This window comes from Gemmatimonadaceae bacterium, from assembly GCA_040882285.1.
Lineage (GTDB): Bacteria > Gemmatimonadota > Gemmatimonadetes > Gemmatimonadales > Gemmatimonadaceae > JACDCY01.
Window position 1 is genome coordinate 463395 of the sequence record JBBEBQ010000005.1, and the last position, 15439, is coordinate 478833.

Genomic DNA, 15439 nt, shown 5'->3' on the forward strand with positions numbered 1-15439 from the left:
GTTGGCTATTGGCTCTTGGCGACGGCGGAAAAACTGGAGGCGCAGGGCTGTTAGCCAACAGCCAATAGCTAATAGCCAATAGCTCTATTCCACAGTTACGGACTTGGCCAAATTCCTAGGCTGGTCCACATTCGCCCCGCGCTTGACCGCGATGTAGTACGCCAGGAGCTGCAGCGGCACCACGGCCAGCACCGGGATCAGCATCTCGATCGTGGGCGGGATCCTGATCTCGTAGTCGATCTTCCCCTCGAGCGACGGCTCCTCGCCGGTGGTGATGGCGATCACGCGCGCGCCGCGAGCCTTCACCTCCTGCACGTTGGACACGACCTTGTCGAACACCGAGTCGTGCGGCGTGATGAACACGACCGGCATCTCGGCATCGATCAGCGCGATGGGCCCGTGCTTCATCTCGGCGGCCGGATAACCCTCGGCGTGGATGTAGCTGATCTCCTTCAGCTTCAGCGCGCCCTCGAGTGCCGTGGGAAAATTGTAGCCGCGTCCGAGGTACAGGAAATTCGTGCTGTCCTTGAACTCCTCCGCGAGGTTCTCGATCCGCGGCGCCGAATCGAGGATCTTCTGGATCTGCGCCGGCAATGCGCGCATCGCCTCGATGATCTCCCGGCCGCGCACGACCGACAGGTTCCGCAGGCGCGCGAGCTTGAGCGTGAACAGCAGCAGCGCGATCACCTGGCAGGTGAACGCCTTGGTGGACGCCACTCCGATCTCGGGGCCGGCGTGCACGTAGATGCCGCCGTCGCTCTCGCGCGCGATGGACGAGCCTACGACGTTCACGATTCCATAAGTGAACGCGCCGCGGTTCTTCGCCTCGCGCATCGCCGCGAGGGTGTCCGCCGTCTCGCCCGACTGCGAGATGACGATGCACAGCGTCCTGTCGTTGATGATCGGATTCCTGTAGCGGAACTCCGACGCGTACTCCACCTCCACCGGGATCCGCGCCATCTCCTCCAGCATGTGCTCGCCGATGAGCGCGGAATGCCAGCTCGTGCCGCACGCCGTGATCACGACGTTGTCGAACTGAAGCAGCTCTTCGTCGCTCAGGTTGATTCCGCCGAGCTTGGACGTGCCCTCAGCGTCGAGCAGGCGGCCCCGCATGGTATTCTCGATGCTGGCGCCCTGCTCGAAGATCTCCTTGAGCATGAAATGGTCGAACCCGCCGCGCTCGATCTGGTCCAGGTCCCAGTCGATGCGGCTCACTTTCTTCGACAGGCGGCGGGAGCGCTCGTCGAGGATGTGGTAGCCCTTCCGGTCGAGCACCGCGATGTCGCCGTCGTCCAAATACACGACGTCGCGCGTGTGCGCCAGAATCGCCGACGCGTCGCTCGCCACGTAGAACTCGTTGTCGCCGATTCCCAGCAGGAGCGGGCTCCCCTTCCTCGCCGCGACGATCTTGTCGGGATCGTCGCTGGAGATGACCGCGATGCCGTAGGTGCCGTCGACTTCCTGGAGCGCGTCGATGACCGCGTCCTCCAGGCTCCCGTGAAACGCCTCTTCGATGAGATGCGCGAGCGTCTCGGTGTCGGTCTCGGACACGAACTTGTGCCCGGCGGCCTCGAGCTGTTTGCGCAGAACCGACGAGTTCTCGATGATGCCGTTGTGCACGACCGCGATGTGGCCCTTGCAGTCCACGTGTGGGTGGGCGTTGCACTCGGTCGGCGCGCCGTGCGTCGCCCAGCGGGTGTGCGCGATGCCGGTGTTGCCCTCGATCGGCGACGCGGCCAGCGCCTCCTCCAGGCGCGAGATCTTACCCGCCGCCTTCCGCGTCTCCAGCCCATTCCCGTTCATCACGGCGATCCCGGCCGAGTCGTAGCCGCGATACTCCAGCCGTCGAAGGCCCTCTATGAGAACCGGATTGGCGAGATTGGGACCAACGTATCCAACAATGCCACACATGGAATCGCCGTTAGGGGTGCTAAGCTAGCCGGTCGAGGAGCGTCCGGGCCTCTAGTATCATATGCCGTGCCCCCGCCTCGTCGGGAGCTTCGGCGATCACGCGAACGATCGGCTCGGTCCCCGAAGGCCTGACGTGGACCCAGCGGTCGGCCCACGCCAGCCTGAGCCCGTCCTGCGTGTCGGGCGTAGCATCGGGAAACGCCTTCCTGAGCGCGTCGTACACGCCGTCGAGTGGCACGGCCGGCCGGTCGAGCTTGTCCTTCACGATCGAGTACCGCGGATAGCCCGCGACTATCTCCGACAGCGGCTTCCCCTCGCTCGCGAGCAGGTGCAGAACCAGCGCGGCCCCAACCGGCGCGTCCCGGCCGAGGTGGACTTCCGTCAGAATGACGCCGCCGTTCCCCTCGCCGCCGATCGGCGCCCCTTCCTCCCGCATGCGTACAGCGACGTTCACTTCCCCGACCGGCGCCCGGATCACCTCACGCCCCGACTGCGCGGCGACGTCCTCCATGATCCGGCTCGTGGACAGGTTCGTGACGAGGTTGCCGGGCCGGTGCTGCAGCACCACGCGGGCGGCGAGCGCGAGCGTGAAGTCCTCGCCGATGGCCCTGCCTTCGTCGGATACCAGCGCGAGCCGGTCCACGTCGGGATCGACGGCGAGGCCGATGTCCGCGCCGTGCGCCTTGACCAGCTCTTCGAGCTCTCCGAGGTTCTCCGCGACGGGCTCCGGCGCGCGCGGGAAGCGCCCGTCGGTCTCCATGTTGATCGCGGTGACCTTGCAGCCGAGACGGTCCAGCAGCACGGGCATGATCACCGCGCCGGCGCCCCGCACGCAGTCGAGCGCGACGTGGAAGCGGCGGCCGCGGATGGCGTCCGCGGCGAGGAACGGGATCGCCAGGATCCGCTCGATGTGCCGCGCGACCGCGCCGGTGTCCTCCGTGAGCGCGCCAAGGCCGTCCCACGACGCGCGGGGAATAGCGGCCTCCAGCATCTTTCGCATCGCCGCGCCCTGCGCGGCATCCAGGAACAGCCCCGAGGACGCGATGAACTTCAGCGCGTTCCACTCGATCGGGTTGTGGCTGGCCGTGATGGCTAGGCCGCCCGCCGCGTGGTGATGCTCGACCGCGAGCTGCACCGTCGGCGTGGGAACCATCCCGATGTCGATGATGTCGCAGCCCACGGACTGCAGCGCCGAGACGACGACGCGGTGAAACATGGGTCCCGACACCCTGCTGTCGCGCCCGAGCACCACCTTGGCCCGCGCTCCCTTCGCCCGCGCGCTCGCGGATTCACCCGCGGCCCACGCGCCGAACGCGGCCGCGAAGTGGGCCACGACTTCCGGTGTCAGCCCCTCGCCCACGCGCCCGCGGACGCCGGATACCCCGACCATCAATCCTTCGTGAGTCATTTCGTCGTGGTTATCGGAAAAATGCCGCGTGCCGCCGCTGGGGAAAATCTAGTCGCGGTCCGGCCGCGCTCCCTAAACCGCGGAGCGGAATCCTTCTCCGGCCATGAGCCGTACCAACACCTGCCGCAGACGCGGCTCGTCGTCGACCACGAGGCAGTTGACGCCTTCGCGCTTAGACAAAGCGCTTTTGGTTAACTTTTCGCGGCAAGCCCTTCCTCCATCGATCTCATGACTCGCATCTTCGACAGCGATCTCGAATCCGCCTTCGCTACCCGCGCAATTCATGCGGGGCAGCGCCCGGAGCCCCTGGCGGGCGCGATAATGACCCCGGTCTACCTCACGTCCACTTATGTGCAGACCGGACTGGGCGAAAACAAGGGGTATGAGTACGCTCGCGGTAAGAATCCTACACGCGAAGCGCTGGAGCGGAACGTCGCGGCCCTCGAGGGCGCGCGGCACGGCTTCGCCTTCTCCAGCGGCATGGGCTGTCTCGACTCTATCATGAAGCTGTTCTCCGCTGGCGACCACATCGTCTGCGGGGAGAGCGTGTACGGCGGGACGTTCCGCCTGTTCGACAAGATACTTAGCCGGATGGGCATGTCCTTCTCGTTCGTGGATACGCGCGATCCGAACAGGATCTCGGAGGCCGTCACCGCTTCGACGCGCGCGATCCTGGTCGAGACGCCCACCAATCCACTGATGCGCCTCACCGACCTCTCGGCGGCTGCGACGATCGCGCGGGACGCCGGCGCGCTGCTCATCGTGGACAACACGTTCGCCAGCCCGTACTTCCAGCGCCCGCTGGAGCACGGCGCCAGCATCGTGTACCACTCGACCACCAAGTACCTCAACGGCCACAGCGACATGATCGGCGGTATCGCGGTGACCAGCGACGACTTGCTGGCCGAGCGGCTGCAGTTCATCGTGAACGCGGCGGGCGCGATTCCGGGCCCATTCGACTGCTGGCTCGCGCTCCGCGGCACCAAGACGCTGCATCTGCGCATGGAGCGGCACGACAGCAACGGCCGCGCGATCGCGCAGTGGCTGGCCGGGCGCGTGGGCGAGGAAAACGTGCTTTATCCTGGGCTACCCTCCCACCCGCAGCACGAGTTAGCCAAAAAGCAGATGAGCGGCTTCGGCGGGATGATCTCGGTCGAGCTTGGCACGAAGGACCGCGCCGACGCCGTTCTCCGCAAGGTTCGCGTCTTCTCCCTGGCCGAGTCGCTCGGCGGCGTCGAGAGTCTCATCAGCAACCCGGCGTCGATGACGCACGCGTCGGTTCCCGCCGAGCGTCGCGCGCAGCTCGGGCTGTCGGACGGGCTCATCCGGCTGTCGTGCGGCGTGGAGGACGTGGGCGATCTCATCGCCGATCTGGATCAGGCATTGGGATGAAGGTCCTGCTCGTCGGAGGAGGCGGGCGCGAGCACGCGCTGGCCTGGAAGCTTCACTCCGATGATCCGTCAATCGAGCTGATAGCCGCGCCGGGAAACCCGGGGATCGCGGAGCACGCGCGGTGCGAAAACGTCGCGCCTGCCGATCTCGGCGGACTGCTGGCGCTCGCCGAGCGGGAGCAGGTCGGCCTCACGGTCGTCGGGCCCGAGGCTCCGCTCGCCGCGGGCATCGTGGACCGCTTTCGCGAGCGGGGGCACGCCATCTTCGGGCCGACGGCGGCCGCGGCTCGCATCGAGAGCTCGAAATCGTTCGCGAAGCGCATGATGGGCGAAGCCGGTGTCCCCACGGCGCGCGCCGTCGCGACCGGCGACGTAGCGCTGGCGAAGCGTACTGTCGCTGACTACGGCGCGCCTGTCGTGATCAAGGCCAGCGGGCTCGCGGCCGGAAAGGGCGTCGTGGTGGCGCAGACCATCACCGAAGCCGAAGCGGCCATCGACCGGCTGCTCGGCGAGCGCGCGCTGGGCGACGCCGGCAGCGAGATCCTCGTGGAAGAGTTCATGGAGGGCGAGGAGCTGTCGCTGTTCGTGCTCACCGATGGCACGACGGCGATTCCGATGCTGGCCGCGCAGGATCACAAGCGGCTGCTCGACGGCGACGCCGGACCGAACACGGGCGGGATGGGGGCGTACGCGCCCGTCGCGATCGGGACTCCGGCCCTGGTGCGCGACGTCATGGAGCGAATCATCCACCCGTCGCTGCGCTGGATGCGCGAGAACAAATCGGCGTTCACCGGCCTGCTGTACGCGGGGTTGATGGTCACCCGCGATGGGCCGAAGGTGGTGGAGTTCAATTGCCGGTTCGGCGATCCGGAGACGCAGGCCCTGCTCCCTCTGCTGGTGACTCCGCTCTTGCCGCTGCTTGAGGGTGCGGCCGGCCGCCTCGTGGATTCAGGGTTGACGTGGCGAAGCGGAGCGTCGGTGACGACGGTGGTTGCGGCCGCCGGTTACCCCGACGCGCCGCGGACCGGAGACGTGGTGACGATCCCGCGGGTCGCGGGCGACGTGCATGTCTTTCACGCGGGAACGGCGCGGGACGCGGCCGGTCGGCTCGTCAGCGCCGGCGGGCGCGTGCTGAGCATTACGGCGCTGGGGACCGACGTCCGAGGGGCGGCGTTACTCAGCAGGACGGTCGCTGAGCAGGTCGGTCTCGTGGGGAAGCAACTGCGTCGGGACATCGGGTGGCGTTCGATCGGATGACAAAACCTCATAATATTTCTCGACGTATTCGTCGATCCGCGGCTGCTGGTATTGCATGATCCACCGAGGGTGCTCTAGCGCCACCAGTTCCCGAAAGAAACCGTGCTCAGCGTTGAGTTCTCGTAGAAACCGAAAATTCTCACTTATACCCAGGACGAAAACTCGGTCGGTTTTACCGCCCATGGCAATCTGACGCTCGATCGTTTCTACGATGAACGGCTTCAGCGACCGGGCCAGCAAGCGGTCGTCATAATAGTTCAGATTGATTCCCTTTCTGATGAAGCCAAGCGGAGAGACCGCGGTAAGGAAAAAGTTGCGATAGAACTTTCGCGGCCCGCCGAACCGGTCGATGACCTTGTAAATAAATACGGACGAAAGCTCGTGTTTCCTGGGCAAGCTGTTGCGGACGCCACAAGGGTCGGCGAGCGCTTTCGGATCGGTGAAGGTGACGCCTGTGATTCCGGCGCCGAATCTCCCCGGATTGATTCCTAGCACCAGAGTGCGCGGCCGGTTGTCGTCGAAGTACTTCTCGAGAAACAGCCGAACGTAGCTGCGGACTCGCGCGTCCATGTACGGATTCATCACGATCACTCCACGGGGCGTCCGGGGCGAAGTCAGCCCCTTGTAAAACCGGAATGCGCGCGCCGCAAAGGTGTCTCCGCTCCTGGCCATGAGACGTACCTTAAACGCGCGGAACTCCAACGCCAATCCGCGCGTGTTCGGCCGCTTGCTATAATCCAGCGTGCCCGAGCTTCCTGAAGTCGAGACCATGGCCCGCGACCTCCACAAGCGGGTGCGCGGCCGCACTGTCGTCGGCGTCTCGGTCCACAGGCCCGACGTCCTCAGGGGCGCTTCGCCGCGGAAGCTCGAGCGGGTTCTCGTGGGCAGCCGGATCGTGCGGGTGTGGCGCCGGGCGAAGCTCGCGGTCATCGATTTCGACTCGGGCGCGCGCGTCGCCGTGCAGCCGCGGTTCACCGGGAGCTTCGTGGTCGAGCGCTCCGGCCGCGGGGCCGACCAGTACTGCACGCTGCATCTCGCTCTCGACGACGGCCGCCGGCTGCATTACCGTGACGTGCGGCGGCTGGGGACCTTCCAGCTTTTCACACCGAAGGAATTCGAGGCGTATGTATCCAAGCTCGGCCCGGAGCCGCTCGAGGCGGATTTCACGGGCGACTCGCTGTACGAGCTGTTACAGAAGTCCATCAGGCCGGTCAAGCCGCTGATCATGGACCAGCACCGGCTCGCTGGAGTGGGCAACATCTACGCGAGCGAAGCGCTCTGGCGCGCGAAGATCGACCCGTCGCGCTCCTCCCGCACGGTCGCCCGGAGGGAGGCGCAGCTGCTGCGTGACGCGATCGTGTCGGTCCTTACCGAATCCATCGAGCTGCGCGGCACGACGATCCGTGATTATGCGGAGGGAGCATTCGCCGAGAAGCTCGACGCGTACGACCGCGCGGGCGAGCCGTGCCACCGGTGCAAGACCAGGATCGCGCTCACCCACGCGATCGATGGGCGCGCCACGTATTTCTGCCCCCGGTGCCAGCGCTGACATGAGGCGGAAGACCGCGCGGGCCGCGTACGTCACCGACGCCGAGCTGGACGCGATGCGCCGGTACGTCCGCGGGAGCGCGCTCGACAAGCCCGGCGTGTACCGGATGATCTCTCCCGGCGGCGAGGTGCTGTACGTCGGCAAGTCCAAGCGGATCCGCGCGCGGCTGATGAGCTACTTCCGCTGCGAGTTCCCCGCCGAGAAGGGCGCGCGGATGCTGCGCGAGGCGAACGCCATTGACTGGGAATACACGCCGAGCGAGTTCGCCGCGCTGCTGCAAGAGCTGCGGCTGATCAAGAAATTCCGTCCGCGGTTCAACGTGATGATGAAGTCGGACGGGAGGCATTACGCGTTCATCAAGCTGGCCGACTCCACCGCGCCGAAGCTGCTGGTGGTGCGGGCGCCGACGCTCGACGACAGCTCGGTGTACTACGGCCCATTCCACGGCGCGCAGCGGCTCGGCGAGGCGGTGCGGGAGCTGAGCGACGCGCTCGGCCTGCGCGACTGCGCCCTCGATCACAAGATGGTGTTCTCCGATCAGCCGGAGCTGTTCGAGACGCCGCCGATCACGCCGGGGTGCATCCGGTACGAGATCGGCAAGTGCGTGGGTCCGTGCTGCGGCGCGACCTCGGTGGCGCGGTACATGAGCCGCGTGACCGACGCGCGCGCGTTTCTCGAGGGGCGGCACGACGGGCCGATCGAAGCACTGCGCGAGTCCATGATCATAGCCAGCGAGCTGATGCACTTCGAGCGCGCCGCTTCCCTGCGCGACAAGCTCCAGCGGCTGGAAGACCTGCGGGAGGAGTTCACGGGGCTGCGGTTCGCGGTCGAGACGCTGTCGTTCACCTACACGGTGAAGGGCTTCGAGGGCGACGACCGCGTGTACGTGATCAGGCGCGGGCTCGTGCGCGCCGAGCAGCAGAAGCCGAAATCGCGGAAGGAGAAGTCCGCGTTGCAGCGGATGGTGCAGTCCATGTTCGCCAACGAGCCGCAGCCGGCGCCGGGCGTGGTCCCGACGCACGCGATCGACGAGCTGATGCTCGTGTCGTCCTGGTTCCGCCGTCATCCGAAGGAGCTGAAGCGGACGAAACCGCTCGTCGCGTAGGAGCCGCTACGTCGCCAGCTGCTCGCCCCCCGTGGATGGCCGGCGGAGGATCCGCCGGACCGCGAGCAGACCCATGATCCAACCTACCGGGTAGGGCAGAATCAGAAGGCCCCACCAGTTGGAGCGTCCCGAGTTTCCGCCGAATCCTCCGACGGAGCTCAACGCCCACAGGGCGCCGACGCCGAACACCACCAGCGCGAAAGCCCAGTAGAGGAGCTTCTCTTGCCGGCCGTGTCCCAGCCAGGCACCGAACGTGACCAGGGCAATCCCGGCCAGAATCACGAGCGATCCCTCCATCAGGTCGAGAATTCCGGCCAGCATAGCGACCAGACCGACGATCACGAGTATTCGCGGCCAACGCGCACTTCGGTTCATTGGAGCCTCCGCGGATAGCACTTGTGTAACTAGTGGTTACCTGCCTTGTCGTCGCGAACGGATGAGGTCGCCCACCAGCACCGCCGCCGGATAGAGGACTTCTTCCTCCGTCTGCGCGTGCAGCGCGAGCTCCTCGGCGAACTGCTCGTATCTCGCCACGTCGGCGGACTGGGCCGCGGCGCGCAGGGCGCCGACAGCCGCGCGAATGCGCACGTGCTCCTGCAGCATCCCGGGGAGCTCGGCCTTCAGCGAATCGGACATCGCCAGCGCCTGAGACTGAACCGCGTCCGAGATGGATGCTCCCGCGGCGAGCGACGAGAGGAGTCCGAGTGGCGGCAATGCGATCTGCTCCTCGCGCACGAAGTGCGGATCCAGCACGGCGGCTAGCGCCCTGGCAGCCTCGCCGACGGCGCCCTCGGCACGCGTCCCCTCCACCAACGTTGAATGAATCTCCTCGTGCTCGGCGCGAAGCGATTGCGGGATCTCGATCGCCGTGAGGTCAGCGGGTTCCGTGGCGTTCAGCTCGGCGGCCGGGCGGTCGCTACAGGCCAGGCCCGCGACGAAGAAAACCGAGAGTGCCGAAAGGGAAAGGAATGCGTGTCGCATCGACCAGTCTCCGGCGTGGCGGCGCGGGTCCGGGATGCAGACCAAATCGCCCAGGCTCGCCGGCCGGCTTGCCGCGTGAATTTTCGTGCGCCGGAAGCGTATCCGGCAAGCTCGGAAGCGAAACGGGCCGCGCAATCGGGAAACTCCAGTTGAAGGCGTGCGGGTTTTCCTCACCACGCACTGCCTCCCCGGCTGGAATTGCTGCCTACGTCAGCGGGCCGAGCCGGCGCTCGCGGAAATAGAGGAAGAGCGGGAGCGTACCGCCGAGCCCGAACAGCAGAGTCAACACCCAGAAGATCCAGACGTTGCCGACGCGCACGCGGCGCGCCTCGCGGGTGATCCAGATGAGCGCGACGAGCACGACAACCATGAGGTCGAGAGTGAACGCCGTGCTCGTGAGATTTCCAAATAATCCGTCGATCGTCAGCTGTGGCTTCGTCCAGAACAGGATGTTGCCGGTTCGCGCGGACTCCATGAGCATCGGAACGCCTGTGAGCAGGTAGCCGAGCAGGGCAAGCGCGAGATACACATGCTGCATCGTTCGGCTACTCGATGGCGCCATCATCCATCCCTCCGGAACGGGAACCGCCCCAGCCCGGAGCAAGCGAAATGCACGGCTAGGTCGCCGGCAGATCGGTCGAGATGCCCCGCGCTATCTTCCACGTCCCATCAGCCTGTTTCCGCCAGACGAGCAGGAAGCGGCCGCTTATCGTCTGCGCGGCGCCTCCCTGCGTCGGCTGTAAAGTCTCCGAAAAAGTGCCGGTCTGGAAAGCGAGGTCCCCGTCTACGATGGTCTCGTCGACCTCGGCCGTGACTTCGGTGACCCGCATCTTCGCGAATGTGTCTCGCACGTGCGAATCGAAAGCCGCGTGCCCGCGGATCGTCGCCGCTCCAAGGGCGATGTACACCGCATCCTCGCTCCAGAACCCGGAAATTGCGGCTGCATCGCTGCTACGAAGGGCTGACACGTAGCCGTCCATGGCAGCGGCAACGGCTGTGCTGTCGGCAGCGTGGTCGCGAGTGGTCGACGACTCACGCGCACAGGCCGCAAGAAGGATCGCGAGACCGATGAAGAGCCTTTTGGCATGCATGGGACTGCTCCAGCGTTAAGGTCTGAACCTTGGAGTCATGACTGAGTCTGTCCGTCTTCCGATGGATATACTGCGAAGAACGACTAGAGGCTGCAACGGTTCCTCTGCTGGAGGTTCTTCAGGGTCCTTTTGCGTCCGGCGTCGCCCTGGCCCCGCCACCCCATCGGCTGCCGAGCTGGTGCGGGATCTCGAGCTGGTCGAGCACGCGCGCCACCACGAAGTCCACGAGATCGCTGACTTCGCGCGGACGATTGTAGAAGCCGGGCGCTGCCGGCAAGACGACGGCCCCCGCGCGCGCTACCCGCAGCATGTTGCCGAGGTGGATGGTGCTCAGCGGCGTCTCGCGCGTAACGAGCACCAGCTTCCGCCGCTCTTTCAATGTCACATCCGCCGCCCGCTCGATCAGCGAGCGGGACGATCCCATCGCAACCGCTGACAGCGTCCCCATCGAGCACGGGCAGATCACCATCCCGCGGCTGAGCGCCGAGCCGGACGCCGGCGCGGCGCCCCGGTCGTCGTCGTCGAACACGGTGACCGACGCATCCCACGCAGCCGCGTCTCCGCCGGCCGCCGCGCGCAGCGCCGGAAGATCGGCGATCGAAGATTCAGTATCGAGCAGCCGCCAGCCGTGCCCCGAGACGATCAGCGATATCCGCGTGCGCGAGGCGACGAACTGCTCGAGCAGCCGCACCGCGTACGGCGCGCCCGAGGCGCCCGTTATCGCGAAGATCAGCGGCGCGTCGGCGGATTGGCTCACGCCAGCATCCGCTCGAGCAGCACGAACCCGAAGAACGCGATGCTGATCACCCCGTTCATCGTGAAGAACGCGGCGTCGAGCTTGGAGAGATCGCCGGGTCGCACGAGCGAATGCTCGTAGCCGAGGAGGAACGCGACGACTCCGACGCCGACCCAGTACGGGCTCCCCGCGCCCGCCGCGAATCCCGCGGCGATCAGCCAGATCACGGCCAGAGCGTGCAGCGCTCGCGCCAGCGTCAGCGCGCGCGACTCGCCCACCGCCGCGGGAATCGAGTACAGCCGCTGCGACCTGTCGAACTCCACGTCCTGCAGCGAGTACAGGATGTCGAACCCCGCTACCCACGCCGCCACCGCCGCCGCGAGCGCGACCAGCAGCCACCACGGCGTGCTCCACGCCCCCGTCACCGCGAGATACCCGCCCACCGGGGCGATCGCGAGCCCTATCCCGAGCACGACGTGCGACAGGCGCGTGAACCGCTTGGTGTAGCTGTACAGAAGAACCCAACCCAGCGCGAGCGGCGCGAGCACGAAGCAGAGCGGGTTGATTCGATACGACGCGTACAGGAACAGCGCCGACGCGACGAACACAGCCGCGCCCGCCGCCGTCACGCTCAGCTCGCCAGCCGGGATCTCGCGCGTCGCCGTGCGCGGATTCGCCGCGTCCAGCTCGCGGTCAACTATTCTGTTGAATCCCATCGCCGCGAACCGCGCCGCGGTGAACGCGAGCACGATCCAGCCGAACAGCGCCGGCGTCACCGGCGCCACGTAGCTCGCGAGCGTCGCGCCCACCAGCGCGAACGGCAGCGCGAACACCGTGTGTGGCAGCTTCACGAAGTTCACGTATCGCACGAGCAGCGACCGGCCGCCGAACGTCTGCCCCTCCCGCACCGCCGTCATCCGCGAATTCCCAGCCGCGGCCACATGGCGTCCACTCGCGCCTTGGTCGCGTCGTCCATCTCGATCAGCGCCGGCCAGTTGCGCGTGAAGCCCTCCTCCGGCCACTTCCGCGTGGCATCGATCCCCATCTTGGAGCCGTAGGTGAACGCGCGCGACGAATGGTCCAGCACGTCGATCGGTCCCATCGTGAACCGCGTGTCCCTCTCCGGATCGATGTTGTTCAGCGCGATCCACCACGCCTCCTTGGGATCGCGCACGTTCACTTCCTTGTCCACGACGATGATCACCTTGGCGAGCGCCATCAGCCCCTGCCCCCACAGCGCGTTCATCACCTTGTGCGCGTGCCCCGGGAACTGCTTGTCTATCGAGACGAACACGAGGTTGTGAAAGATCCCCTCGGCCGGCATGTGATAATCCACGACCTCCGGCAGCGTCAGCCGCAGCAAGGGCAAGAAAATTCTCTCCGTCGCATGGCCCAGGTAAAAGTCCTCCATCGGCGGGCGGCCCACGATCGTCGTCGCGTACACCGGCGATTGCCGCATCGTGATCGCGGTCACGTGCACCAGTGGATACAGATCGGCCTCGGAATAAAATCCGGTGTGATCGCCGAACGGACCCTCGGTCACCAGCGGCTCGGCGGGATCTATGTATCCCTCGATGACGAACTCGGCGTCCGCCGGCACTTCCAGATCACACGTGACCGCCTTCGCCAGATGCACCGGCGACGCCCGCAGGAAGCCGGCAAACAGAAACTCGTCCACCGTCGGCGGCAGCGGCGCCGACGCCGAGTACACCGACGCGGGGTCGCCCCCCACGGCGACCACGACGTGCATCCGCTCGCCGCGCTCGGCCATCTCCCGCCAGTGCGCGGCGCCGACCTTGTGCCGCTGCCAGTGCATCGCGAGCGTGTTCCTGCTCAGCTTCTGCACGCGATACATCCCGACGTTGCGGATCCCGCGCTTCGGATCGCGCGAGATCACCATCGGCAGCGTGATGTACGGCCCGCCGTCCTCTGGCCAGCAGGTGATGATCGGCAGGATGTCGAGGTTCACGTCGTCGCCCTGCAGAACCACGTCCTGACACGACGGCTTTCCGCCCTTCAGCCGCGGAGGAAACTTGCCGACCTCCAGCAGCCGCGGCAGCAGCGCCAGCTTCGCGAGCAGTCCCTCGGGCACCTTCATCTCCAGCAGCTCCGATATCCGCGCGCCGATCTCGTCCAGGCTCTCCACGCCGAGCGCGAGCTGCATCCGCCGCATGGAGCCGAACAGATTGATCGCGACCGGATACTCCGACACGGCGCCGTTGTCGAGCAGCACGTTCTCGAACAGCAGGGCCGGTCCGCCCCCCGGCATTTTCATCGCGCGGTCCGCGATCTCGCACAGCTCGAGCTTCGCCCTGACCGGCTCGCGCACGCGCACCAGCTCGCCCGCGGACTCGACCGCGTCTATGAACTCGCCCAGCGTGTCGAGCGCCATGCTAGAAGCTCCCTGCGTTTGAGCCGGTCATTCGAATCACCTCGGGCGCGGATTTGGCGACGGGCTTGAGTCCCACGTGGATCGCCACGATACCAAACGTGAGGCTCGTCCAGCTCGTGTCCACGAAGCCGCGCGCGCGCATCCGCCGCGCCAGCTCGGCCTCCTCGGGAAACGCGTCCACCGACTTCGGAAGATAGCTGTACGCCGTAGGGTGTCCGCTGAGCGCGCCGCCGATCTTCGGCAGAACGTGATGGAAATAGAAGCGGTACAGCCCGGCGAACACCGGCGCGCGCGGCGTGGAGAACTCCAGTATCACGAACCGGCCGCCCGGCAGCAGCACGCGGTGCGCTTCGGCGAGGCAGTCGTCCAGCCCGGCGACGTTGCGGATTCCGAACGCGACGATCGCTCCGGCCACGCTGTCGTCCGCGAGCGGCAGCCGCACGGCGTCGGCCGCGACGGGATGAACCGCCGGACCGGCTTTCCGCAGCCCGGCGCGCAGCATCGGCTCCGCGAAATCGGCGCCGACCACGCGGCCGCGAAAGCCGGGCTGCCGCGCGATGTGCGCCGCGATGTCGAGCGTGCCCGCGCACAGGTCGAGATACACGCCGTCGGGGACGCGCGCGATGTCCAGCGCCCGGATCGCCCGCTTCCGCCAGCCGCGATCCACGTTCAGCGCGAGGATGTGGTTGAGCATGTCGTACCGCGGCGCGATGTCGGAGAACATGCGCCGCACGTACTCGCGCTTCTCGCCGTTCCCGTCGCCGGTCAGCGGTCCGGACGCGCCCTGGCGCGCTGCCGCTCTCTCGGCGTCGGTTGTCTGCATGGCGAGGGGAAAGTTGACTGGCCGTGCGGGGGCGTGCAACCTTCCGCGCAGCTCTACATGCCCCCACTTCCCGATCTCGCGAACCTGCCTGATGCCGACGTCGTCCTGCTCGCGCAACAGGGCCGGGACGCCGCCTTCCGCGAGCTGCTGAGACGGTACGAGCGGCCGGTCTTCTCGCTGGTGTTCCGCATGGTCCGCGACCGCGACACCGCCGAGGACCTGGCGCAGGAAAGCTTCATCAAGGTGCTCAACAACATCGACCGGTACCGGCCGGAGTTCAAATTCTCCAGCTGGCTGTTCAAGATCGCCAACAACGTCGCGATCGATCACCTCCGGAAGCGGACGGTGGACACGGTCAGCCTGGAGGGCTCCCGGTACGCCACGACGACCGCGGAAGCCGAATCCACGGCGATCCCCGTGGCCTCGAAGGACCAGTCGGCCCTGGAGGAGATGGAGTCGAAGGAGCTGGGCGGAGCCATAGAGCAGGCCGTGGCCGCCCTGCGTCCGGAGTACCGGGCCTGCATCCTCCTCAGGCACGTCGAGGACCGCTCCTATGAGGAGATCGCGGCGACCCTGGATCTGCCGCTCGGTACGGTAAAAACATATATCCATCGAGCGAGACATGAGCTCCGCAAAGCGCTGGAGGATGTCCGGTGACTGATCAACGGTGCTATTGGCTCTTGGCTGTTGGCTATTGGCACAGCGGAATTAATGGGAACCCGGGGCTTTTGGCTAATAGCCAAGAGCCAATAGCCAACAGCTTCGTTTCATCCTTGAAACCACCCCGGCACACCC

16 protein-coding genes are annotated in these 15439 nt (G+C 66.5%); 5 read left to right on the forward strand and 11 right to left on the reverse strand.

Translation table 11 applies throughout. The annotated features are described in order from the left end of the window. Window positions 1–84 precede the first annotated feature (84 nt). Window positions 85–1911, reverse strand: coding sequence for a glutamine--fructose-6-phosphate transaminase (isomerizing) (gene glmS, locus WEA80_03030; protein MEX1185538.1), 1827 nt, complete (start codon window positions 1909–1911; stop codon window positions 85–87). Window positions 1912–1930: 19 nt separating this feature from the next. After that, on the reverse strand, window positions 1931–3319 hold the full coding sequence (gene glmM / locus WEA80_03035) for a phosphoglucosamine mutase (GenBank protein MEX1185539.1): 1389 nt from the start codon (window positions 3317–3319) through the stop codon (window positions 1931–1933). 228 nt (window positions 3320–3547) lie between these two features. Between glmM and WEA80_03040 the strand changes: the two genes are divergently transcribed. Next, window positions 3548–4711 (forward strand): PLP-dependent transferase, encoded by a 1164-nt coding sequence (locus WEA80_03040; protein ID MEX1185540.1) that lies wholly within the window; start codon window positions 3548–3550, stop codon window positions 4709–4711. Next, window positions 4708–5967 carry a phosphoribosylamine--glycine ligase gene (purD, locus tag WEA80_03045; GenBank protein MEX1185541.1) on the forward strand — a complete coding sequence of 420 codons (1260 nt, stop codon included), beginning with the start codon at window positions 4708–4710 and terminating at the stop codon, window positions 5965–5967. The genes WEA80_03040 and purD overlap by 4 nt, the downstream gene beginning before the upstream one ends. Here purD and WEA80_03050 read toward each other — a convergent pair. Then, window positions 5884–6738 (reverse strand): uracil-DNA glycosylase family protein, encoded by an 855-nt coding sequence (locus WEA80_03050; GenBank protein MEX1185542.1) that lies wholly within the window; start codon window positions 6736–6738, stop codon window positions 5884–5886. The genes purD and WEA80_03050 overlap by 84 nt on opposite strands. Between WEA80_03050 and mutM the strand changes: the two genes are divergently transcribed. Both mutM and WEA80_03060 read left to right on the forward strand, forming a co-directional pair. Then, a complete protein-coding gene (gene mutM / locus WEA80_03055; protein ID MEX1185543.1) occupies window positions 6737–7516 on the forward strand; it encodes a bifunctional DNA-formamidopyrimidine glycosylase/DNA-(apurinic or apyrimidinic site) lyase in 780 nt (259 codons plus the stop codon). The two genes, WEA80_03050 and mutM, sit on opposite strands and share 2 nt — an antisense overlap. Before the next feature lies 1 nt (window position 7517). Beyond that, the gene (locus WEA80_03060; GenBank protein MEX1185544.1) at window positions 7518–8621 is read left to right on the forward strand and encodes a UvrB/UvrC motif-containing protein; all 1104 of its coding nucleotides are present in this window, start codon (window positions 7518–7520) and stop codon (window positions 8619–8621) included. A gap of 6 nt (window positions 8622–8627) precedes the next feature. Here WEA80_03060 and WEA80_03065 read toward each other — a convergent pair whose 3' ends face one another. The 8 genes from WEA80_03065 to WEA80_03100 form a co-directional block, all read right to left on the reverse strand. After that, entirely contained in the window at window positions 8628–8996 is a 369-nt protein-coding gene (locus WEA80_03065) for a hypothetical protein (protein ID MEX1185545.1), read from the reverse strand. Between the two features lie 36 nt (window positions 8997–9032). Continuing rightward, a complete protein-coding gene (locus WEA80_03070; protein MEX1185546.1) occupies window positions 9033–9602 on the reverse strand; it encodes a hemerythrin domain-containing protein in 570 nt (189 codons plus the stop codon). A gap of 205 nt (window positions 9603–9807) precedes the next feature. Further along, window positions 9808–10164: a DUF2834 domain-containing protein gene (locus WEA80_03075; GenBank protein MEX1185547.1), complete on the reverse strand. Its 357-nt coding sequence runs from the start codon at window positions 10162–10164 to the stop codon at window positions 9808–9810. 55 nt (window positions 10165–10219) lie between these two features. Continuing rightward, window positions 10220–10693 (reverse strand): SgcJ/EcaC family oxidoreductase, encoded by a 474-nt coding sequence (locus WEA80_03080; protein ID MEX1185548.1) that lies wholly within the window; start codon window positions 10691–10693, stop codon window positions 10220–10222. Window positions 10694–10811: 118 nt separating this feature from the next. Then, window positions 10812–11450, reverse strand: a complete 639-nt coding sequence (locus WEA80_03085; GenBank protein ID MEX1185549.1) for a flavin prenyltransferase UbiX — start codon at window positions 11448–11450, stop codon at window positions 10812–10814. Beyond that, the gene (locus WEA80_03090) at window positions 11447–12346 is read right to left on the reverse strand and encodes a UbiA-like polyprenyltransferase (protein MEX1185550.1); all 900 of its coding nucleotides are present in this window, start codon (window positions 12344–12346) and stop codon (window positions 11447–11449) included. Before WEA80_03090 ends, WEA80_03085 begins: the two co-directional genes overlap by 4 nt. Continuing rightward, on the reverse strand, window positions 12343–13821 hold the full coding sequence (locus tag WEA80_03095; protein MEX1185551.1) for a menaquinone biosynthesis decarboxylase: 1479 nt from the start codon (window positions 13819–13821) through the stop codon (window positions 12343–12345). Before WEA80_03095 ends, WEA80_03090 begins: the two co-directional genes overlap by 4 nt. Window position 13822: 1 nt before the next feature. Continuing rightward, the gene (locus WEA80_03100; protein ID MEX1185552.1) at window positions 13823–14644 is read right to left on the reverse strand and encodes a ubiquinone/menaquinone biosynthesis methyltransferase; all 822 of its coding nucleotides are present in this window, start codon (window positions 14642–14644) and stop codon (window positions 13823–13825) included. Window positions 14645–14701: 57 nt separating this feature from the next. Between WEA80_03100 and WEA80_03105 the strand changes: the two genes are divergently transcribed. After that, entirely contained in the window at window positions 14702–15301 is a 600-nt protein-coding gene (locus WEA80_03105; protein MEX1185553.1) for a sigma-70 family RNA polymerase sigma factor, read from the forward strand. Window positions 15302–15439: the final 138 nt, after the last annotated feature.

Coding starts and splice junctions, on each gene's coding strand:
- glmS (MEX1185538.1), bottom strand. CDS start 1,911: ATGTGTGGCATTGTTGGATACGTTGGTCCCAATCTCGCCAATCCGGTT.
- glmM (MEX1185539.1), bottom strand. CDS start 3,319: ATGACTCACGAAGGATTGATGGTCGGGGTATCCGGCGTCCGCGGGCGC.
- WEA80_03040 (MEX1185540.1), top strand. CDS start 3,548: ATGACTCGCATCTTCGACAGCGATCTCGAATCCGCCTTCGCTACCCGC.
- purD (MEX1185541.1), top strand. CDS start 4,708: ATGAAGGTCCTGCTCGTCGGAGGAGGCGGGCGCGAGCACGCGCTGGCC.
- mutM (MEX1185543.1), top strand. CDS start 6,737: ATGGCCCGCGACCTCCACAAGCGGGTGCGCGGCCGCACTGTCGTCGGC.
- WEA80_03050 (MEX1185542.1), bottom strand. CDS start 6,738: ATGGTCTCGACTTCAGGAAGCTCGGGCACGCTGGATTATAGCAAGCGG.
- WEA80_03060 (MEX1185544.1), top strand. CDS start 7,518: ATGAGGCGGAAGACCGCGCGGGCCGCGTACGTCACCGACGCCGAGCTG.
- WEA80_03065 (MEX1185545.1), bottom strand. CDS start 8,996: ATGAACCGAAGTGCGCGTTGGCCGCGAATACTCGTGATCGTCGGTCTG.
- WEA80_03070 (MEX1185546.1), bottom strand. CDS start 9,602: ATGCGACACGCATTCCTTTCCCTTTCGGCACTCTCGGTTTTCTTCGTC.
- WEA80_03075 (MEX1185547.1), bottom strand. CDS start 10,164: ATGGCGCCATCGAGTAGCCGAACGATGCAGCATGTGTATCTCGCGCTT.
- WEA80_03080 (MEX1185548.1), bottom strand. CDS start 10,693: ATGCATGCCAAAAGGCTCTTCATCGGTCTCGCGATCCTTCTTGCGGCC.
- WEA80_03090 (MEX1185550.1), bottom strand. CDS start 12,346: ATGACGGCGGTGCGGGAGGGGCAGACGTTCGGCGGCCGGTCGCTGCTC.
- WEA80_03095 (MEX1185551.1), bottom strand. CDS start 13,821: ATGGCGCTCGACACGCTGGGCGAGTTCATAGACGCGGTCGAGTCCGCG.
- WEA80_03100 (MEX1185552.1), bottom strand. CDS start 14,644: ATGCAGACAACCGACGCCGAGAGAGCGGCAGCGCGCCAGGGCGCGTCC.
- WEA80_03105 (MEX1185553.1), top strand. CDS start 14,702: ATGCCCCCACTTCCCGATCTCGCGAACCTGCCTGATGCCGACGTCGTC.